Below are 21,633 nucleotides of genomic sequence, written 5' to 3'. Positions count from 1 at the left end.
GGAGGTTGATTTATGAATTATAAAAAATCTGCTGAAAATATCATTCAAGCGATTGGCGGAGAAGAAAATATCGATGCCATGGCACATTGTGCAACAAGACTAAGATTAGTATTAAATGATGAAAGTAAAGTACAAGAGAAACAATTATCAGAGATGGATGTCGTCAAAGGGACATTTTCAACTGGGGGACAATATCAAATTATAATCGGTTCAGGTACTGTGAATAAAGTATTTGCTGCTATGGAGCAAATCACAGGTAAAGAAGCATCTACTTCATCTGAAGTGAAAGAACAAGGCAATAAAAATATGAACCCCTTCCAAAGGTTTGTAAAGATGTTATCTGATATCTTTGTACCTATTATTCCGGCTATTGTAGCTGGTGGTCTATTGATGGGGATTAATAATATTCTGACTGCACCTGGTATATTTTATGATAAACAATCATTAATTCAAGTACATGACCAATTTAAAGGTCTTGCAGAAATGATTAATATATTTGCGAATGCACCATTCACACTATTACCGATTTTGATAGGGTTCAGTGCTTCCAAACGATTTGGAGGCAATCCATTCTTAGGAGCTGCTTTAGGTATGATATTAGTACATCCTGAGTTAATGAGTGCATATGATTACCCTAAGGCATTAGAAGCTGGTAAATCCATCCCGCATTGGGATTTATTTGGTCTGAAGATTAATCAAGTCGGTTATCAAGGTCAAGTACTACCAATGTTAGTGGCATCTTATATATTAGCTACGATTGAGAAGGGATTACGTAAAGTTGTCCCGACTGTATTAGATAATTTAGTTACACCACTTGTTTCTATATTAACGACAGCATTTGTTACATTTTTATTTGTCGGACCTTTAACAAGAACTTTAGGTTACTGGTTATCAGATGGTTTAACATGGTTATATGAGTTCGGAGGCGTAATTGGTGGTTTAATATTCGGTTTACTTTATGCTCCGATTGTAATTACAGGTATACATCATAGCTTTATTGCGGTGGAAACACAATTGATAGCTGACAGTACCAAAACTGGCGGATCATTTATCTTCCCAATTGCAACAATGTCTAACGTTGCACAAGGTGCAGCAGCAATAGCTGCGTTCGTTATTGTAAAAAATAATAAAAAGTTAAAAGGTGTTGCATCTGCAGCAGGTATTTCTTCATTACTAGGAATTACAGAACCAGCAATGTTTGGTGTGAATTTAAAGTTAAAATACCCATTCATAGGAGCGATTATCGGTTCAGGAATAGGATCAGCGTATGTTGCGTTATTTAAAGTTAAAGCAATCGCTTTAGGAACAGCAGGCCTGCCTGGATTTATTTCAATAAGTGGGGCACATAGTGGATGGTTACATTATGGAATTGGTATGGTTATTACATTTATTGTTACCTTTGGCGTAACATACAGTTTATCTTTTAAAAAGAAATACCGTGAAGTAAAATAAAACTTTCTATGGTTATAAGAAAAAACCTGACGTGTTGAACGATAAGTTCAACACGTCAGGTTTTTTGTGTGTTAAGTAAAATGAAGTCATAATTTCTGTTTTCGCCAAAGGAAGGCGCCAACAACCGTAACTAATACTAAAGAAATAATGATAACAATTGCCCATGATGTATAACTATGATCATCAATTGGTAATGGAACATTCATACCGAAGAAACTAAATACAATCGTAGGTAATGTTAAAAATACTGTAAACAACGTCAATGTCTTCATCGTATTATTCATTTCGTTAGATAATAAAGAGGCATATGAAGTTGTAATACTTTCAAGTATTTCCGTGTAAAGCTGAGTGGTCTCTATAGCTTGGTTACTCTCGATGATTAAGTCTTCGAGTAATTCTTCATCTTCGTCGAATCGCTTAATCGCTGGAAGTCTAAATAACTTTTTGATAATGACGTCGTTTCCTTTCAACGCAGCTAGGAAGTAGACTAAACTTTTTTCAACTTCCATTAAATTATAAAGTTGCTTATTGGTAACATTATTTTTCAAATCACGTTCGATGCGTAATCTTGTTTTGTTTAATAGTCTAAGGTTTCTATTATAGTGATTGGCGATTGTTAATAATATATTTAAAGCAAAACGACTATGGAAATGCAAATTAATATTTTGACGTGCAAAGTTGTTTAGAAATTCATTTTCTACATTACACACAGTTAAAATTCTTTTATTTCCTATAATAATACCTAATGGAATCGTAATGAAAGAAAGTACTTTTAAATTTGTGTCATTAACGATTGGAAAATCGACGATGATAAGTGAATAACCTGTATCTTCGTCATATTCAACACGTGCACTTTCTTCTGAGTCTAAGGGGTCACGAATAAAATCTTCCGGGATATCATATGAAGTCATCAGTGTTTCAATTTCATCTAAAGTGGGGTCTACCACATTTATCCATGTAGGACGATTATCTAAAGGACATTCAATCACTTCATGCGTTTCAGAATGTTTAAAAGGCCTGATCATTCCACACATTTCCTTTCTTAACAATGTATTTTTTAATATTAGCGAAATTTGTTGTCGTTAGCAACTTAACTTTATAATTTTTATTGCACCTGTTCATTTGCCATCAATCGTAACGGTCCATTGAAGATAATTTTAAATATATGATTTACGAGTTCGTCAGGAGGCATCCGATCTTCATCTAGAACCCAATACTTAATAATTGAAATCATTGCACCGTAAGTGTAACTGTGGAAATATGCTAGAGGTATATTAGAAACGGTCCTGGAAGGAGCAAGTTGCTTTTCCATATTTTGATACATTAAAGCAGCTAATTTTTCTTCCAATTGATTTGTACGATTTAAAGTAAAAATCACTTTGTAAAATTCTATATTTTTATATATATAAGCTACTATTTTTTTTAAGATATTTTCAAAAAAACGCTCTGCAAAAGTTTCAATATCTACACTGTTATCAATTATCTCATTGAGATCCACATTCCGTGCCAAACTTTGAACATATTCATCTTCTATCTCGGATAGTAAATAATATTTATCTTCATAATGTAAGTAAAATGTCCCTCTATTTATATCTGCTTTATTTGCGATATCTTGTATCGTGATTTTTTCTAGGTCTTTTTCTTTAAGTAATTCTAAAAAGTTGTTCTGGATTGCTTCTTTCGTTTTTCGAATGCGTCGATCTTGAACCATAACGTAACCTCCAATCATAAATAGACAATTTGCAACAGTTTGTTGATTAACGAACAGTATGTGGGAAATTGGTCATTGCTTGTCTTATATATTTAATTATAATAGACAATGTATTAAATATTCAACACATTGTTTATTATTTTAAAGGAGGTATACAAAGTGAATATTTTTAAAAGTAAATTATTTTGGTTTGCGCCCGTCGTTTTATTATTATTGATGGTCATTTTTTCAGTTGCTTTTTATCCGGCATTCAATCCAAAACCGAAAGATTTAAAAATAGCGATAGTTAATCATGACAAAGGTACTAAAATTCAAGATAAAAAAGTCGATATTGGAAAAAACTTAGAAGACAAGTTAAAGGATAGTGATTCTGATAAAGTCAAATGGGTTTCAGTAGATAGCGAAAAAGATGCACGTAAAGGTTTGGAAAATCAAAAATATTATGGTGTAGCAGTGTTAGAAAAGAACTTTTCTAAACATGCCATGAGTAAAACACAAAAAGTTGCCATGGACAGTAAAAAACAAGAAATGCAAGATAAAGTTAAATCAGGTGAAATTCCACCTGCACAAGCGAAACAAATGCAACAAAAGATGTCTAAATCAGGTGGCGCTCAAAATATAAATGTTAAAAAGGCACATATAAAAACGTTTGTTAACGGTGGCGGTAATTTACAAACAACACAAATGGCCTCACAAATTTTAGAAAAAATTGGTACAAACGTAAATAATCAAATAACTAAACAAGGACTTTCTACTTTAGATAAACAACACGTGAAAGTAGATGCGAAAGATATTCATGCATTGACAAATCCTGTTAAAGTAGACAGCCATAAGACGAATAAGGTGAAAGACCATCAAGCTAACGGTAACGCACCGTTCTTAATGTTTATGCCCGTATGGATGGGTTCAATTATAACTTCTGTATTATTATTCTATGCATTTAGAACTGCAAATAATGTAGGTGTAACACAACGTCTAATCGCTGCTGGTGCTCAAATAGTTGCAGCAATCGTCACTGCATTTATTGGTGGGTTTGGCTATGTATACTTTATGTCTGGCGTACTCGGCTTTGACTTTAATGACATAAATAAAATGGCAGTATTTGTTTCACTCGCAATCTTAGGATTTATAAGTTTAATATTAGGTACGATGAGTTGGATAGGTATGGTATCAATACCAATCTTTATATTACTCATGTTCTTTAGTATGCAAATGGTCATGTTACCTAAACAAATGTTACCGAAATTCTATCAAGATTATATTGTAGATTGGAACCCATTCGTGCATTATGCAAATAATTTAAGAGAAATACTTTATATGGGACACTCTATTGAGATGAATAGCACGATGTGGATGTTTATTGGATTTATGATATTTGGTATTATTTCAGTATTATTAGCTTCCGTTGTGAAAAAACATAAAGGTAAACGTTCTGAAATTCCTTCATAGATAAATTTGAATTTTAGGGAGCGAGGACAGAAATCGAATTTTCTAATAGAGATTTCGTAGTCCCACCCCGGCAAGGATGACTAGGATTGAAAAAAGCTTGTTCTAAGCGCATTTTCAATTCAGACATCTACTGCCAAGTTGATAAAGAGTCTGAGCCACCTATTTTTGTCTCAGACTCTTTTTAAATAAATTATTTAAGTGTTGGAACAATAATAAGCTATAGAAGATCACTCTTTACTAAATTGTCACTTTATTTTATGAATGTATGTCTTATAATGACATTGAGGAGGAAGGCTGATGCGTAGGATATTGTATGCTTTTTTGATTTACACAGTAATCGGTTTATTAAGTGGATTTTATTATAGAGAGCTAACAGTGGCCCATCATTTTCATGGTGATACACAATTAGCTTTAGTACATACGCACACGTTAATGCTAGGCATGTTTATGCACTTAGTATTATTAGGTTTAAATAAAGTGTTTAAATTAAGCAGTTATTATTTATTTAATTGGTTCTTTATTATATATAATATAGGAGTAGTAGCAACAATCGCGATGATGTTTTTAAAAGGAACTTACCAAGTTATTGGCAATAAGGTTCCCGAAACATTTGCTGGGTTCGCAGGAATAGGACATACAGTTATTACTGCTGGCTTTATTTTATTATTCTTTTTATTAAGAAATGCGATTGTTAAAGACCCTAAATCTTAAAATATTTAAAACACGCGTGAATAAATTGAACATTCGGAAACACCTTTATGAGTTAGCTCATGGAGTTTTTTTGATATATGTAACCTGTTAGAAAATGGGTTAATTACTGAGGTGCTTTTTGTTTATAAAGTTATGTTTTTGATATTGATAATGATTTTCAATTATAGGATAATGAAATAAAGAGATGATTGGAAAGTTTGGAGGGATGACGATGGATGATGTCATCATTATCGGCGGAGGACCCGCTGGTTTATACGCTAGCTTTTATGCTGGTTTAAGAGGTATGAAAGCGCGCATTATCGATATTCAAGATAAACTTGGAGGCAAGATGCAAATCTATCCTGAAAAAATTATTTGGGATATTGGTGGTTTAGCACCGAAACCCTGTTATGAAGTTATAGAGGACACAATCGCACAAGGTTTACACTTTAAACCTGAAGTTAATTTGAATGAACGGGTCGTTGATATACGTAAGATCGGGGATCAACAGTTTGAAGTGGAAAGTGAGCAAGGGCATGTCTATAAGGGAAAGTCGGTTATAGTAGCGATTGGTAGTGGTATCATTAACCCGAAGCAATTAGAAATTAAAGATGCTGAAAGATACAAATTGACCAACTTAAATTACGTCGTTCAGTCGTTGAAAAAATTTAAAGATAAAGATGTGTTGATTTCTGGTGCAGGAAATTCAGCCCTCGATTGGGCAAACGACTTAAATGGTATTGCAAACAGTGTTACTTTAATTTATCGGCGTGATGAAATTAAAGGTTACGAAGCAATGAAAGATATATTAAGGAATTTAAACGTCAAACAGATGCCAAACACGCATATTTATCAATTAATTGGAGATACTACCCAAACTAAAATAGACCAAGTTGTGCTAGAGCATATTGATACGAAAGATAAAGAGATGTATCACTTTGATGAAGTCATTATCAGCCATGGGTTTGATATCGAAAATGCATTACTTGAACAATCCACCACACGTGTTGATATGATGAATGAGTATAATATTAAAGGCTTTGGCAATACATCAACAAGTGTTGAAGGTCTCTTTGCATGTGGTGACATCATATACCATGAGGCGAAAACACATTTGATTACGAGTGCATTTAGCGATGCAGCGAATGCGGCCAATTTAGCTAAACGATATGTTGAGCCAGAAGCAAATGCTGAAGGATACGTATCAAGTCATAACGAAGTATTTAAAGCATCCAATGAAGTTATTATGAAAAAATATCTATAATGGAATGTAAAACATAGTCTGGCAGAGAAATAGTTGAATTAATGAGGTTAAGGAGTGTGAAAAAAATGGCTGAAATAAAGTTTTCTGCTCCGAATGTAGCAGAATATTGTCATTTAAGAAAGATCGCGGGCTTAAGTGAAAAATCAGAAACGGCAGCAAAGAACGGATTGGGTAATGCTTGCTTTGATGTCACTTTATATGAAGACGATAAACTAATCGGTATGGGAAGAGTAATAGGAGATGGTGGAACTGCTTTTCAAATCATTGATATTGCTGTAGATCCTCATTATCAAGGTATGGGTCATGGAAAAGCAATTATGCAACACATTATGGAGTATATAGAAACTGTAGCGGTATCAGGCACATATGTCAGTTTGATAGCAGATTATCCTGCTGATACTTTGTATAAACAATTTGGTTTCATTTCTACAGAACCGAAATCAACAGGCATGTATTTACATTATAAATAGATAAAATAAAACATAGGACGTAGAGTATTTGCTCTACGTCCTATGTTTATCTACTTAATCTTCAAATTTGATTACAATACGACCGGAGTTATTATGTTCTAAAACTTCATTAATGTATTGTTCTATGTCTTTGAATTCTACAATTTGTTTAATGTCATGTAATTTATCTGGTTTTAAATCACGGGATAAACGTCCCATATATGTTTACGACGGTTCATCGCTGTATATACTGAGTCAATACCTATAACATTTGCACCTCTAAGTATAAATGGGAACACTGAAGTTTCAAATTGCGTGCCACCTGTCATTCCGATAACTGCAACGCTACCTTCATAATCGAGTTGTTTAATTATTTGTGATAAACTTTCGCCACCAATAGGGTCAATTACTGCTTGCCATTGTCTCTTGCCTAATGGTTTTGAATCACTTTCTTTAATACGTGATATGACTTCTTTAGCTCCCAATGTTTTTAAGCGGTCTTCAACGCCTTGTTTACCAGTGCTCGCAATAACATCGTAACCAATAGAATCTAACATCATAGTAGCTAATGTACCTACGCCACCCGTTGCGCCGCGAACAAGCACATCATCTTTTTCAACTGAAAGTCCATTATGTTCAAGTCTTTCAATAGCTAAGCCGGCTGTATATCCTGCTGTACCATAAATCATAGCTTCTTCTAATGTTAAATCTTTTGGAAGCGGAACGATCCATTCTTCTTTTACACGTGCATATTCACTAAAGCCACCATAGTGATTTGTACCAAGTTCATAACCTGTAACAACGACTTCGTCCCCTTTATCAAAGGTATTCGTGTCAGAACTTTCAACGACACCAGCTATATCAATACCTGGAACCATTGGATATGATTGTACAATTTTAGTATTGGCTCTTGTGGCTAACGCATCTTTATAGTTAATACCTGAATATTTAACTTTAATAAGAACTTCACCTTCAGGAAGATCATCAAAGGTTAGTTTTTTAAATTCATTGGTTACGTTACCATCTTTTTCATCGACGACAAACGCATTAAATGTTTCAGTCATTTTAGTACTCACTTCCTTACATACGTTTTTTTTATCTATATTTAAAAAACACTACCAACTTTATCATTAATTTTAGCTTAACACAATAAGGCTCAAACCTGTGAAGAGTAAGAAAGCGCTTTACTTATGATTTGTTTTAAATTCACATTTTCAATTTAAATTTTTCATAAAAACCACATATATTGTTTGCGAAACTTTTACTAATTTAATACATATATCTTTCTACTTTCAGTTAATTCTACTGTTAAGTAACTTAGGTAATGATTACTGAGGTGTAAAATCTTAATTGATATACATTTGAATACAAGTAAATTGGTGGAAAATAATCTCGTTGTATAATGTAAATTTTTATTACATATATTACGACAACACCCTTTTTATTAAATGAATGTAAATAAATAATTTAGTACTTTGATATAGTGTAACTTTTTTATTTAAATGCAAAAAAGTTTAGATATTTAATGTTTATGATTTTATTGAACGTGTATAACGTACTAATTCTCATTGATGCTCTTGCGATTATTTCATTTAAAAGTAATTTCAAGAGGACAGTGAGTATTAAAATTCAAGGAGGTATTTTCTTTTATGAGAAAACTATTAGCCGGTTTCTTAACACTATCATTAGCGTTAGCAGCTTGCTCAGGCGGTAGTGGTGATAGCGGTAGTAGTAAAGACGACAGCTCAAAGGATAAAACTGAACAAAAATCAAAAGATAAGGAAAGTAATGATAGCTCTGATAAAGGTTCAAGTGAGGATAGCAGCAGTTCAGACAGCGGCTCTAGCTCTGATAGCTCATCATCAAAAGACTCAGGCTCAAGCAGTGATTCAGGTAGTTCATCTTCAGAAGACTCAGGCTCAAGCAGTGATTCAGGTAGTTCTTCATCAGAAGATTCAGGCTCAAGCAGTGACTCAGGTAGCTCATCATCAGAAGACTCAGGCTCAAGCAGTGATTCAGGTAGCTCATCTTCAGAAGACTCAGGCTCAAGCAGTGACTCAGGTAGCTCATCATCACAAGATTCTGGATCAAGCAGTGACTCAGGCAGCTCATCTTCACAAGATTCAGGCTCAAGCAGTGACTCAGGTAGCTCAAGCGACAGCGGTTCATCAAGCAGCGAATCATAATCCATTAAGAAAAGTAAGTTAATTATTGAAAATTAAAATTATTAAAAAGTAAAAAATTCTAGGAGGAATTAATCATGAAAAAGTTTTTAGCAGGATTCTTAACAGTATCATTAGCATTAGCAGCTTGTTCAAATAGTGACGACGGTGGTAAGAAAGACGATAGCTCAAAAGATAAAACAGAAGAAAAATCAAAAGATTCTAAGAGCAAAGAAGACAAAGGTTCTTCATCAGATAGCTCATCATCAGAAGACAGCGGTTCTTCATCAGATAGCTCATCTTCAAAAGATAGTGGATCTTCATCAGATAGCGGTTCTTCTTCATCAGAAGATAGTGGTTCAAGCTCAGACAGCAGTTCTTCATCTTCAGAAGATAGTGGTTCAAGTTCAGACAGCGGTTCTTCATCTTCAGAAGATAGTGGTTCAAGCTCAGATAGTGGTTCTTCATCATCACAAGATTCTGGATCAAGCAGTGACTCAGGTAGCTCATCATCAGAAGATAGTGGTTCTACTTCAGGCGGTTCTAGCTCAGATAGTGGTTCTTCTTCATCTTCAAGTGACAGCTCTCAATAATAATATAAGTGTTAGACAATAAGGAGGCCTTTCTATTATGAAGAAATTTCTAGCAGGCTTTCTAACACTATCTTTAGCCCTAGCAGCTTGTTCAAATGGTAGTGATGAAGGCGGCAACAAAAAGGACGATAGTTCAAAAGATAAAACAGAAGAATCGTCATCAAGTAAAGATAGCAAGAAGGACAACGATAGTTCTTCTTCATCTAGTGATGACAAAAGCTCAGATAAGAGTTCAGATAGCTCATCATCAAAAGACAGCGGTTCTTCATCAGATAGTGACTCGTCAGATAGTAGCAATTCAAGTGATAGCGACTCTGACAGCAATAGTAGTTCGTCAAATAGTGGCGCTGCGTCAGCAGGTTCAAGTGCTTCTAATGGAGCTTCTAACAATGCGTCAAACAGTAATGCGAACGCTAACAATGTAAATAATAGCAGTGCTAATAATAATACTGCTTCAAACGGACAAACTACACGTTATGTCCCACCTTATCAAGGTCAAAGAGCAGCAGCTGTTTCAGAAAGCGTTTCTAACGGTAATGTTAATTCACAAGATGCTTTAAGACATTTACCAAACTTCCAGAACTCACTTAATAACGCTTCAGCTCAAGTTAAAGCTGCAACTGGCCAACAACACACATATAATGACTACAGTTTAAGAGGTAGTCATGGAAATTATAGTTATGTCTTTAGTTTCCAAAACCAGGCTAAACCAGGCACTTATACAGTTGCTACAGTAGATCAACAAGGCATCGTAAGAATTGTTGATTCTGCTTACCAACGATAAGTAGCTAATTAAATAGAAAAATAGCTGGGCAACACTTTCAATTTTGAAAGGTTGTCCAGCTTCTTTATGTTCTCGATAAGATCATTAGGTTATTTGTTTTTAAAAGACTTTTGTATGATGTGTGATAAAGTCTCAAATGCATGATTATCATCATTCACAAATTGGCTTGACTTGATTTGTTTCATTTGATGACTGATTAAATCATTTAATAAAGCTTTTGAGTCGCTATAACGTACAGTCGCTAAATCATCCATTACATCCTCATAGACCCCACGTTCTGAGACATATCGCTCATGGTTTGGTGTATATTGACATACAATTTTGTCTACTGTAATCGCATCATAAATAATAGATGAATAATCTGTCAGTACTACATCAGAAACTAAAATTAAATCTTGAGTTTCTATATGATCAGGCGCAATAATTGCATTATCTGGTTTGAACGCATTGCGGTCTTCATTGTGTGCTTTATAAATAACATTATATTTATTTAATAAACCATCACTAATTGGTAGCAAATCTTCTGCTTTCGTTTTCCACGTAGGAGCATAAAGTAGTGTTGGTTTGTCATGATTTAATCGTAATTCTTTTTTAATGAAGTTTTGATAAGGTAGGTCATGTTGTTTATCTAATAAATATCTGACTCTAGGATAACCTGCACTTAAAACTTTCGTGTGTTGCTGTGGGAAAGCAGACTTAAACGTATCGATAATTGCATCATTATCAACAACTAAATAGTCTTGTTGTATCCATTTATTATATTTTCTAGCTCTATAGTTATAAATATTTTGATTTTGATGTGGCTCACGACTATCTAAAAATAACTTTTTAATCGGTGTTCCATGCCATAATTGTATAATTGTGCCATTTGGTTTTAAATCATCAGGTATGTAGCTTTCAAGAATAACGACACGTGCTGTTTCTATGAGTTCTTTTGCTTTATGATCGTCAGGTTTAATAAAGTTTGGTCCATTGACATCTTTCGTTATAAAGTAAATAGGTAATTTAGAGAAATGCTTAGCAAAATGGTTAAATAAATAGCGTGAATTACCTCTGAATTGATAATCAAAACCTAAAAATACAATATGATCTTGAAGTTTTGATTTGTCTTTGCGATAAATATAACTCATTTGTTTGTGTTTCTTTAATGCCTTTTTCTCAATGGTATTGTATAGCCAATGCGGTAATTTAAATCCTGAATTTTTCAACATTTTATCTGTGGTGCGCAATTGTTCTGGAGCTAAAGTATCTTTGGCTTTAAATGGAATTGAATGATGATGTTGATAAGCCAATTTATTTAAATTAAATGCTGTTGTATTTAATGGTTGTAATTGTTTAACGCTTTCCCAAACATTTGGGCTTGTTGAAAATGTTTCTTTGAAATCAAAAACAACATGACTATCTGTAACAATGTCTTCTTGTAATAAGGATAAGACAACCAAATCAAATAGTGCATTGACGTAATGATGATTAATCATATGTTGTATGGTCTCAATATGGAAAATAACATTTGGATAATGGTTGATATTTTCTATCCAGTCATCGAATGTGATTTGCCTCTTTCCGAAGTAACGACAATCATTTAAATAGTGTTGGTCAATGGTATAATCGACAACAATTGTACAAGGGTGGAGTTCGACAGCGTCTAATTGCTCTTGATATAGATTAATTCTCTCATCTGTGACTATGAAATGTGTATAGCCTTCAGCTGTTGCATCTGTTAATCGTGCATCTAACTCAGACCATTTTTGAATTGTTAATTGTTTAATCATTTATATCCCTCTAGTTTATATTTATAAATACTATTCTATCACGTTGTTCTTATGAGTTTAAAGACACACAGTGCTATTAAATAAATATTTATATAAGGTGATTTAATATTTATGCACTAAAATTTTGAAGATCGTAAAAATGGAGTTGTATTTGCTGGAAAAGGTGTTATACTTTAATTGTGAAATGATTCACAAATTAAATGTGAGGATTTTAGTGATAAAAAATATAGATGAAAGAAGAAGTGAATCAAAATGTTTGTTGAAAGTTTTAACCCCTTTAATAATGTATGGCTCTCAAGTCTCATTGCTGCTATACCAATTATATTATTCCTGTTGTGTTTAACCGTGTTTAAGATGAAAGGTATATATGCATCTATTACAACCGTTATTGTTACTTTAGTAATTGTGTTATTTTTCTTTAAGCTACCAGTAAATATAGCTTCTGGCGCAGCTATAGAAGGTTTCTATCAAGGTATTTTACCTATCGGTTATATAGTAATGATGGCTGTATTATTGTATAAGCTAACGAATAAAACAGGCCAGTTTAAAGTCATTCAAGATAGTATTTCTAGTATTTCTCAAGACCAACGTATTCAATTACTCTTAATTGCTTTCGCATTTAATGGCTTTTTAGAAGGCGCAGCAGGCTTTGGTGTTCCTATTGCTATTTGTGCACTACTACTTACACAATTAGGTTTCGGGCCATTAAAAGCCTCTATGTTGTGTTTGATTGCAAATGCTTCTGCAGGTGCTTATGGTGCGATTGGTATCCCAATTCAAGTTGTTGATTCGTTGAATTTACATGGTGACGTTTCGAGTTCTGCCGTTTCCCAAACATCTGTGTTCACCTTAGCGATAATTAACATGTTTATTCCGTTTTTATTAGTATGGATCGTTGATGGTTTTAAAGGTATTAAAGAAACATTACCTGCAATATTAGTCGTAGGTGTGACATTCACTATAGGGCAAGGTCTCATCGCAATGTTTATTGGGCCTGAATTAGCTGACATTATCCCTCCTTTACTTGCCATGCTAGCTTTAGCTTTATTTTCTAGAAAGTTCCAACCTAAAAATATTTTTAGAGTAAATAACGATAAAAAAATTGAAACACCTGACAAACATAATATTAAGACATTAATTTACGCATGGAGTCCGTTTATTATTTTAACAATTGTAGTAATGATATGGAGCGCACCTCAATTTAAGAAACTATATGAACCAGGTGGACATTTAGCTTTTCTAGCAACACAAATAGAAATTCCTGGAACATATAGTGATGTAGCACAAAAGGCAATAACACTTCCTTTCAATTTCATTGGCCAAACAGGAACAGCCATCCTTATTGTAGTGTTGATAACTTTTGTCATGTCTAAAAGTGTTAAATTCAGCTCACTGTTACAATTATTAAAAGAAACATTCTTGGAGTTATGGCTTTCAATTATTACGATTTGTTTTATATTAGTGATTTCGAAATTAATGACCTATGCAGGTTTAAGTACTGCATTAGGAAATAGTATTTCAAAGACAGGTAACGTATTTCCGTTACTTTCACCTATATTAGGATGGATCGGAGTATTTATGACAGGATCAGTAGTGAATAATAATTCACTCTTTGCTCCGATACAAGCCGCTGTATCTAATAACATTGGCGCGAATGGGGCATTATTCGTATCGGCCAATACAGTTGGTGGGGTGGCTGCTAAACTGATATCACCTCAATCAATTGCAATTGCCACAGCCTCTGTTAAACAAGTAGGGAAAGAATCAGAACTTTTAAAAATGACATTACGTTATAGTATTGGTTTACTTGTATTTATTTGTATATGGACATTTGTTTTAAATTTAATTATGTAAATGCTCTAAAATAAAATTAGCATTTTAATAACAAAAGCCACTAAATTCCTTTAATGTTTGAGGAAACTTAGTGGCTTTACTGTATGTGTCATAGTTTTGCCTGAAAATTGAGGACTTGATATGGTGGCATACTTTAGCTATTTAACATTGAAATGAAACTTTCATAGACTTTATCTGGAGAATATTGTTCAACAGTTTTATAACCATTTTCAATGAGTACATGTTCTTTCAGTTCTTGGTTTATTAATCTAAGTAATAATCTTGATAGTGCCTTTATATCGCCGTGTCCGATTAAATAACCGTTAATATTATTTTCAATGATGGAATCAGGGCCAACATTTCCATCAAAACTTACAATAATGCTACCTTGATTCATTGCTTCTAAAATGACCATGCCAAATCCTTCATTACGAGAAGGGATGACAGTGATTTCACTTTTTGCTAATTGTTCATTAAGCTGTTGTGTTTGCCCTTTTAGTCGGACGATTTCTTGGAGGCCATTTTCGTCGATTAAACGTTGTAATTTATCCTTTTCTTGTCCTTCGCCAAAGATTTCTACGATATAGTTAAACTGGTTGAGATGTTGTTTAATTGGTATAAGACTTTGTATGAGTAAGTCGAAACCTTTTTCATATTCTAACCGTCCTGCGGCAGTAATGAGCTTAGACTTTGATAAAGATAAGCGTGGTTCTGACAAAATATTTGGGATTACGTAAACCGGACGAGAAAGATGTCTTTGATAAACACGTCGATCTATAGAAGTAAGTGTAGTAATTTTATCTAAACGTTCGTACGCTTGAATGATTTCGTGTTGGTACGATTTGGGATGGGCAGAGAAATTCATATGTTCCATCCCGATTTTTTCAATATGCGAAGCCACATGATTTCCTATTAAAATATTGAAACTTGCTCGAGTACCCACAATGACGTCAGTAGAAATATTGTTCAGGGCTTTAATCATTTTACGTTCAACGTAACGAGAAAATTGGTTTATTCCTGGTTCGAATTGAGAAATTTTCTTAGGTTGGTTCATAGAAGTATATCGCCTGATACGGTTAAAGAAAATACTGATTAAATTCTTAGGGTGAGGTCGATAATCGATTAATGGTTTAACTATGATAGATGGGTGGAGTTCAAAGTATGGTGAAGATTGGGCTTTAAATACAGAAATAATTTCTACATGATGACCTTTTTCTGCAAGCGTATTTGCAAGTTGTGATATCGCCTTTACTGTTCCTCCTATAGCATAGACGTTATGCATAAAAAATGTGATTGACTTCATTTGGGGACCTCCCATAAGTTTGAATTCGAAATTATTGATAATTATAGCATGTATTGAAATAAATTCACCTATCATAATAAATTATATGTGAAATGTAATTATTTAATCATGTTTATAACGATACTTTTTCCAAAAAAATGTATTTCAAACATTTTAATTTTTGTCATTTCAACAAAATTTGTGTAGAATTTCTGAAATCCCTTTTTTCAGAAGATAATAAGGTATATAATTAAGAAAGTATAGATATTTGTCTAGTGTTTGTATGATTCTAAAAAATATCATTAATAATAACTGACTTTTTATTTTTTAAACTTTAGAAAACGCTTTATCAAATTAGATGTAACAGTAATCAGATGAAGTAATTATTTCTATAAACATATCAGAAGGGGGACTGTATTTGTTATGACTACACAACATAGCAAAACAGATGTCATCTTAATTGGTGGCGGTATTATGAGCGCAACGCTAGGAACATTATTAAAAGAATTAACACCAGAGAAAGAAATTAAATTATTTGAAAGATTGTCTGAACCTGCTAAAGAAAGTTCAAACGCATGGAACAATGCTGGGACTGGACACTCAGCTTTATGTGAGTTGAACTATACTAAAGAGGATAAAGACGGTTCAATTGATATTGAAAAAGCAATTAAAATTAATGAACAGTTCCAAGTATCAAAACAATTTTGGAGTTATTTAGTTAAGCAAGGTCAATTAAAGAATCCAGAATCATTTATAAAACCAGTGCCACATATGAGCTTTGTACAAGGTGTGCAAAATGTAGATTTCTTAAAACGTCGTGTTGATCGTTTAAGCCAAAACATCCTTTTTAAAAATATGGTTATCACTGATGATAAAGAAAAAATTAAAGAGTGGACTCCTTTAATTATGGAAGGTCGTACTTCTCATATTCCTATGGCAATTACATATGATAAGACAGGTACTGACGTAAACTTCGGTGAATTGACTAAGAAATTATTGAGCAATCTTGAAGCGAAAAATGCAGAGCTTAACTATGGCCAAGAAGTTCAAGACTTGAAAAAACAAAAAGATGGCACTTGGGAAGTTAAAATTAAAGACTTAGACTCAGGTGATGAATATTTCGTAGAGAGTAATTTCGTATTCATCGGTGCAGGTGGTGCGAGCTTACGTTTATTACAAAAGACAGGTATTAAAGAATCTAAACATATCGGCGGTTTCCCTGTAAGTGGTTTATTCTTAGTTTGTAGAGAACCATCTATTACTGAAAAACATCTTGCAAAAGTGTATGGTAAAGCTCCAGTGGGTGCGCCACCAATGTCAGTTCCTCATTTAGATACACGTTATATTGATGGTGAGAGAACATTATTATTTGGACCGTTCGCTGGCTTTTCACCTAAATTCTTAAAAACAGGTTCTAATATGGATTTAATTAATTCTGTTAAACCAAATAATTTACTAACAATGTTAGCAGCAGGTGCAAAAGAAATGAAATTAACGCAATATTTAATTTCACAATTAATGTTATCTAGTGAAGAAAGAATGGATGACTTAAGACAATTTGTACCAAATGCTAAAAGTGAAAACTGGGAAATTGTCGTTGCGGGTCAACGTGTCCAAGTTATTAAAGATACTGATAAAGGTAAAGGTACTTTACAATTTGGTACTGAAGTCATCACTTCTGAAGATGGTTCATTATCAGCATTATTAGGTGCTTCACCTGGTGCATCAACAGCAGTTGATATTATGTTAGATTTATTGAAACGTTGTTATAAAGATGAATTCCCTCAATGGGAAGAGAAAATAAAAGAATTAGTACCTTCATTTGGTATGAAACTTTCTGATAACGAAGCGTTATATACTCAAATTAATCAAGAAGTTAAAAACAACTTAAAAATCGATTAATGCATTTGATTTTTATTATAAAAAAACAGTGAAGACTGAAGGTCTTCACTGTTTGACTGTCGACAAAGCTTATAACTTTGTGGGCAGTTTTTTTATGCAAAAATTTTCAAGGCGCTACTTCATTTTGTAGATAGACATTTTTCCCTTGGGAGCCAGCGCATAATTACTGTCCAATTGCACATAAAGTTGTAATGGCTCATTAATATACGAGTAATTTATATTTAAGTTTGTCATGAGTGGCTAGAGGGCAGTTCAATGGTGAAAGTTGTACCTTGGCTAATTTGACTTTCAACCTGGATGGTACCTTCATGTAATTCAATTATTGCTTTAGCAATTGCAAGGCCAAGTCCGTTGCTGTTGTCATTTTCATGATTTACTTTATAGAACCGTTCGAATAAATGTGCTTGTGTTTCAGTATCCATGCCTAGACCATCGTCTGTGATTGTACAAATAATAGCAGTGGAAGTTTGGTTTAGAGTAATTTCAATCGTGCCATGTCTTTCCGAATATTTAATCGCATTTGTAATCAGGTTTTGAAATGCTTGATACAATAATCTTTCATTACCATCATAATTTATTTCATTTAAGTCAGACATAATAATAAGGTCTTTTTGATTTGCTGCAAATTGCTCATGTCGAACTATTTTTTTCAGTAATTGATTTAATGCTACAGTGTCTGTGAATTTTAAATGTGTACCATTGTCGATTTCAGATAATAATAGGAGTTCTTTCGTTAAATCACTGAGTTGTGTCGTTACGCTGTGAATCTCATTAATATATGAGTCACGTAATACAGGATCTTTAGAGCTTTGTAATTGATCTAATAAATGATGTATATGTGTTAAAGGTGTTTTAATTTCGTGAGAAACATTCTGAACGAAGTGTTGTCTCATATCATCGACTTGCTTTAAAGAAAGTCGCATATCATTAAATCGATATTGCAATGTTCCAAGTTCATCTTCACGTGTTTGTTTAATAGGTGTAGTAAAATCTCCTTGCATCAATCGATGTGTTGCTTGTTTTAGTTGTTGGATGGGTTTGATAATCGAATACGTTGCTGAAATCGTTAATATAATTGAAAAAATCAATAATAACGCGATTAATATTGCAAGAAAGATTCTAAATTCGCTAAAGGTCTTTCCTATATCAGGTCGCATAAATACCGCGAGTTCACCTTCTTTAGTGTTAAATGTAACACCGACAGTATTCTTTGTTGTATTTTCAAAGAAGCCTGTGATGAAAAGATTATAAGGCAAAGATTTAATACCATGGTAATCGTGGCCGTTTAATACTTTATCAATCTGGTGTTTGGATATATTATCTTTTCTAAAATGAGCACCATAAAATGTTTTCTTTCCTGAAGTATTTACAGTCATAAGTTGATAGTTCATTTCGCCTATATGTTTAAAGAAGTTCTTTGACTCTTCTTGAGGCATTTCACTGTGGAACGTTCTAGAATCCTTTAACGTTCGCATAATTTTAGCATCGTTATTTGCTTTTAAATATTGGTGGTAAATAATATTAGTACATAGAAAGCTTGCTACAGCACTGACTAATAACATGGTGATGAGATAAATAGCTAAGCGCGTATAGAGTGATTTAAACATGAGCATCTACCTTATAGCCAAGTCCGCGAACTGTTTGAATTGTAACGTTGGCTTCTAGCTTTTCGAGTCGTTTGCGCAATCGTTTAATATGGACATCTACAGTACGTTCATCACCTTCGTAATCAAAACCCCATATTTTTTCAATGATGTCATCTCGACTAAAAACTTTATGTGGGTTAGAAGCCAGTAAAAAGAATAATTGAAACTCTTTATTTGGTAAATTCATCGTTTTATTGTGCGTTTGAATTTCTAAATAAGATTGGATTAACGTGAGGTTTCCAATATTTAATTCTTTATTAGCATTAATATTATATCTTTTCAGAACAGCTCTAATTCTAAATATAAGCTCCTTTACTTCGAAAGGTTTTGTGACGTAATCATCAGTTCCTGTAATATAAGCTTGTTCTTTGTCGCTTAATGCATCTCTGGCTGTGAGCATAATGACTGGGAGTTCAAAGTCTTCCTTTAAAGTTTGACATAACTCAAAACCATTCATTCCACTCATCATAATGTCTACAATTACAATGTCGACTTGTTGGGTCTCAAGGTAGTCTAATGCACTTTCCCCACTCGTTTGCACTACAGTATTTAAACCTTCTCTTTCTAAATGCGTTGAAACATATTCTAATATTTTAGCGTCGTCGTCAACAATAAGACATGTTGTCATATGAATAGGCTCCTTAAAATAATTATTAATATCAATGTTACGTGATGTATATGTAAAAAACAATAAACCTAAAAAATTTCATTAAAGTTCATATTGAGTTCATATCTAGGATATAGACTTAATATATACATTATTGAGAGGGAGTGACCAAATTATGAAATTAGCATGGCAAGAGATTAAATTCTATAAATTTCGATTTATGTTAATCATGTTAATTATATTATTATTAGGCGTAATGGTGTTATTTATTAGTGGATTAGCGCAAGGTCTTGCTAGGGAAAATATTTCAATGTTAGATAATTTGAAAAGTGAAAAATATGTGATGCAAGATACGAAACAACCAAAAATCGAAAAATCTATAATAAACCCAACACAACAGAAGAAAATAGAAGACATCATAAATCAAAAACCTCTGAAAATTGCACCTCAAACATTAAAAGTTGATGGAAACGAAGAAGATGTACTCATGACGAATAAGGTTAAAAATAAGAAACCGAAATTAATAGATGGCCATTTTCCAAAGAAAAAGAATGAGATTGTTATCAATGAAAAGTTAACTGCTAAAAATATAGCAATAGGGGATACGATTAAAACGACAAAAGGAAATCGTTTAACTGTTTCTGGTGTGATAAAAGATACAATGCATGCACACAGTTCAATTGTGATGGCATCTAATAAAGGGTTTAATCATCTGAATAAACATAGCAGTATGGTTTATCCATTATCACACCTAAACCATAAGCAACAACAGAAATTGAATGATATAAAAGGTATCAAAGTATTTAGTAAGGATGACATTACAAATGAAATTCCAAGTTATAAAGCTGAACAAGCACCACTCAATATGATGATTACGAGCTTATTTGTAATTTCTGCAATCGTATTAAGTGCATTTTTCTATGTAATGACGATACAAAAAATTTCTGAAATTGGAATATTAAAAGCAATTGGTATTAAAACTAAGCATTTATTAAGTGCATTAATTACCCAAATATTAATTACGACATTGATAGCGGTACTTATTGCAGTTGGAGTAATTAGTTTATTGTCTCTTATTATGCCGGTTTCAATGCCATTCCATTTAACTATTGCGAATATCTCACTCGTCGTAGTGGTCTTTATTGTAGTTGCATTGATTGGTGCTACATTATCTTTAATAAAATTATTTAAAGTAGATCCTATAGAAGCTATTGGAGGGGCTGAATAATGTCGTTAGAAGTAAAGAATATTAATAAATCCTATGGACAAGGTGATTCAAAAACACAAGTATTAAAAGGTATAGACTTTGAAATTAAAAAAGGTGAATTTGTGATACTGACTGGTGCTTCCGGTTCAGGCAAAACAACATTATTAACGATATTAGGTGGATTGTTAACACAAGATAGCGGAGAAATCATATTTGATGACAAACCTTTATTTTCAAAAGATAACAAAGCAGTTGATCTACGCTTAAATGAAATAGGGTTTATTTTCCAATCCTCACACCTTGTCCCTTATCTAAAGGTAAGAGCACAATTAACAGTGATAGGTACTGAAGCAGGCCTCTCGAAAAGGGATGCAGTTAAAAGAGCGGACGAATTATTAAAACAAATTGGACTCGGACATCGATTAGATGTCTTTCCGCATATGTTATCTGGAGGAGAGAAGCAACGTGTTGCGATTATGCGCGCATTTATGAATAATCCTAAAATCGTGTTAGCAGATGAACCTACAGCGAGTCTAGATGCCCAACGTGCTACCGAGGTCGTTGAAATGATTAAATCACAAGTACAACAAAAAGACATGATTGGGTTGATGATCACACATGATCAAAGGTTATTTGAGTTTGCAGATCGTGTTATAGAATTAGATGATGGAAAAATCGTAAATAAATAACAAAATAAACGAGTTATTAAGTACTATAATGGTTGAAAAAGGCAATTTCTATTGAAATAATATAGAAATTGCCTTTTACTTTGATTGAATTGTAAAAAAGTGTCTTATTGTATATAAAAATTTATGTGCTATACATGCTTG

General features: G+C 33.2%; 18 protein-coding genes and 1 pseudogene. 12 read left to right on the top strand and 7 right to left on the bottom strand.

Annotated elements, in window-relative coordinates; translation table 11 throughout:
* Window positions 1–12 precede the first annotated feature (12 nt).
* Window positions 13–1,452 carry a sucrose-specific PTS transporter subunit IIBC gene (locus tag QQM35_RS01550; protein ID WP_251517608.1) on the top strand — a complete coding sequence of 480 codons (1,440 nt, stop codon included), beginning with the start codon at window positions 13–15 and terminating at the stop codon, window positions 1,450–1,452.
* An 86-nt stretch (window positions 1,453–1,538) separates the two neighbouring features.
* Here QQM35_RS01550 and QQM35_RS01545 read toward each other — a convergent pair whose 3' ends face one another.
* Complete coding sequence (locus QQM35_RS01545; protein WP_251517611.1) at window positions 1,539–2,477, bottom strand: magnesium transporter CorA family protein; 939 nt, start codon at window positions 2,475–2,477, stop codon at window positions 1,539–1,541.
* An 80-nt stretch (window positions 2,478–2,557) separates the two neighbouring features.
* Entirely contained in the window at window positions 2,558–3,163 is a 606-nt protein-coding gene (locus tag QQM35_RS01540; protein WP_342610449.1) for a TetR/AcrR family transcriptional regulator, read from the bottom strand.
* A gap of 159 nt (window positions 3,164–3,322) precedes the next feature.
* Between QQM35_RS01540 and QQM35_RS01535 the strand changes: the two genes are divergently transcribed.
* The 4 genes from QQM35_RS01535 to QQM35_RS01520 all read left to right on the top strand — a co-directional run bounded on the left by QQM35_RS01535 (window position 3,323) and on the right by QQM35_RS01520 (window position 7,036).
* Window positions 3,323–4,612: a YhgE/Pip domain-containing protein gene (locus QQM35_RS01535; protein WP_251517616.1), complete on the top strand. Its 1,290-nt coding sequence runs from the start codon at window positions 3,323–3,325 to the stop codon at window positions 4,610–4,612.
* Window positions 4,613–4,909: 297 nt separating this feature from the next.
* Window positions 4,910–5,323, top strand: a complete 414-nt coding sequence (locus tag QQM35_RS01530; RefSeq protein WP_251517619.1) for a DUF2871 domain-containing protein — start codon at window positions 4,910–4,912, stop codon at window positions 5,321–5,323.
* A 211-nt stretch (window positions 5,324–5,534) separates the two neighbouring features.
* The gene (locus QQM35_RS01525) at window positions 5,535–6,566 is read left to right on the top strand and encodes an NAD(P)/FAD-dependent oxidoreductase (protein WP_251517622.1); all 1,032 of its coding nucleotides are present in this window, start codon (window positions 5,535–5,537) and stop codon (window positions 6,564–6,566) included.
* Between the two features lie 65 nt (window positions 6,567–6,631).
* A complete protein-coding gene (locus tag QQM35_RS01520) occupies window positions 6,632–7,036 on the top strand; it encodes a GNAT family N-acetyltransferase (protein ID WP_251517624.1) in 405 nt (134 codons plus the stop codon).
* Window positions 7,037–7,090: 54 nt separating this feature from the next.
* On the opposite strand, the pseudogene QQM35_RS01515 reads toward QQM35_RS01520, so the two are convergent.
* Window positions 7,091–8,079, bottom strand: a pseudogene (locus QQM35_RS01515) (acryloyl-CoA reductase).
* 585 nt (window positions 8,080–8,664) lie between these two features.
* Here QQM35_RS01515 and QQM35_RS01510 point away from each other — a divergent pair.
* From QQM35_RS01510 to QQM35_RS01500, 3 genes are all read left to right on the top strand, one after another.
* Window positions 8,665–9,201 carry a hypothetical protein gene (locus QQM35_RS01510; RefSeq protein WP_342610448.1) on the top strand — a complete coding sequence of 179 codons (537 nt, stop codon included), beginning with the start codon at window positions 8,665–8,667 and terminating at the stop codon, window positions 9,199–9,201.
* 74 nt (window positions 9,202–9,275) lie between these two features.
* Window positions 9,276–9,770: a hypothetical protein gene (locus tag QQM35_RS01505; RefSeq protein ID WP_342610447.1), complete on the top strand. Its 495-nt coding sequence runs from the start codon at window positions 9,276–9,278 to the stop codon at window positions 9,768–9,770.
* Between the two features lie 37 nt (window positions 9,771–9,807).
* Window positions 9,808–10,554: a hypothetical protein gene (locus QQM35_RS01500; RefSeq protein ID WP_251517637.1), complete on the top strand. Its 747-nt coding sequence runs from the start codon at window positions 9,808–9,810 to the stop codon at window positions 10,552–10,554.
* 89 nt (window positions 10,555–10,643) lie between these two features.
* Here QQM35_RS01500 and QQM35_RS01495 read toward each other — a convergent pair whose 3' ends face one another.
* Window positions 10,644–12,326 (bottom strand): CDP-glycerol glycerophosphotransferase family protein, encoded by a 1,683-nt coding sequence (locus QQM35_RS01495; protein ID WP_251517639.1) that lies wholly within the window; start codon window positions 12,324–12,326, stop codon window positions 10,644–10,646.
* A gap of 252 nt (window positions 12,327–12,578) precedes the next feature.
* Here QQM35_RS01495 and QQM35_RS01490 point away from each other — a divergent pair, with 252 nt between their 5' ends.
* Window positions 12,579–14,180 (top strand): L-lactate permease, encoded by a 1,602-nt coding sequence (locus QQM35_RS01490; protein WP_251517642.1) that lies wholly within the window; start codon window positions 12,579–12,581, stop codon window positions 14,178–14,180.
* Window positions 14,181–14,313: 133 nt separating this feature from the next.
* Here the strand turns inward: QQM35_RS01490 and QQM35_RS01485 are convergent, their stop codons facing one another.
* Window positions 14,314–15,462: a glycosyltransferase family 4 protein gene (locus tag QQM35_RS01485; RefSeq protein WP_251517644.1), complete on the bottom strand. Its 1,149-nt coding sequence runs from the start codon at window positions 15,460–15,462 to the stop codon at window positions 14,314–14,316.
* A gap of 402 nt (window positions 15,463–15,864) precedes the next feature.
* Between QQM35_RS01485 and mqo the strand changes: the two genes are divergently transcribed.
* Window positions 15,865–17,343: a malate dehydrogenase (quinone) gene (gene mqo / locus QQM35_RS01480; RefSeq protein ID WP_251517648.1), complete on the top strand. Its 1,479-nt coding sequence runs from the start codon at window positions 15,865–15,867 to the stop codon at window positions 17,341–17,343.
* 230 nt (window positions 17,344–17,573) lie between these two features.
* On the opposite strand, the gene QQM35_RS01475 is transcribed toward mqo, so the two are convergent.
* A complete protein-coding gene (locus tag QQM35_RS01475; RefSeq protein ID WP_251517650.1) occupies window positions 17,574–18,950 on the bottom strand; it encodes a HAMP domain-containing sensor histidine kinase in 1,377 nt (458 codons plus the stop codon).
* On the bottom strand, window positions 18,943–19,617 hold the full coding sequence (locus tag QQM35_RS01470; RefSeq protein WP_251517653.1) for a response regulator transcription factor: 675 nt from the start codon (window positions 19,615–19,617) through the stop codon (window positions 18,943–18,945). Before QQM35_RS01470 ends, QQM35_RS01475 begins: the two co-directional genes overlap by 8 nt.
* A 154-nt stretch (window positions 19,618–19,771) precedes the next feature.
* Between QQM35_RS01470 and QQM35_RS01465 the strand changes: the two genes are divergently transcribed.
* Window positions 19,772–20,824 carry an ABC transporter permease gene (locus tag QQM35_RS01465; RefSeq protein ID WP_251517656.1) on the top strand — a complete coding sequence of 351 codons (1,053 nt, stop codon included), beginning with the start codon at window positions 19,772–19,774 and terminating at the stop codon, window positions 20,822–20,824.
* Window positions 20,824–21,492 (top strand): ABC transporter ATP-binding protein, encoded by a 669-nt coding sequence (locus QQM35_RS01460; protein WP_251517658.1) that lies wholly within the window; start codon window positions 20,824–20,826, stop codon window positions 21,490–21,492. The genes QQM35_RS01465 and QQM35_RS01460 overlap by 1 nt, the downstream gene beginning before the upstream one ends.
* The last annotated feature ends 141 nt before the right edge of the window (window positions 21,493–21,633 follow it).

The organism is Staphylococcus hsinchuensis, assembly GCF_038789205.1.
GTDB lineage: Bacteria > Bacillota > Bacilli > Staphylococcales > Staphylococcaceae > Staphylococcus > Staphylococcus hsinchuensis.
The sequence above is the reverse complement of the archived record's forward strand: the minus strand, read 5'-3'. Positions and strand labels throughout refer to the sequence as shown.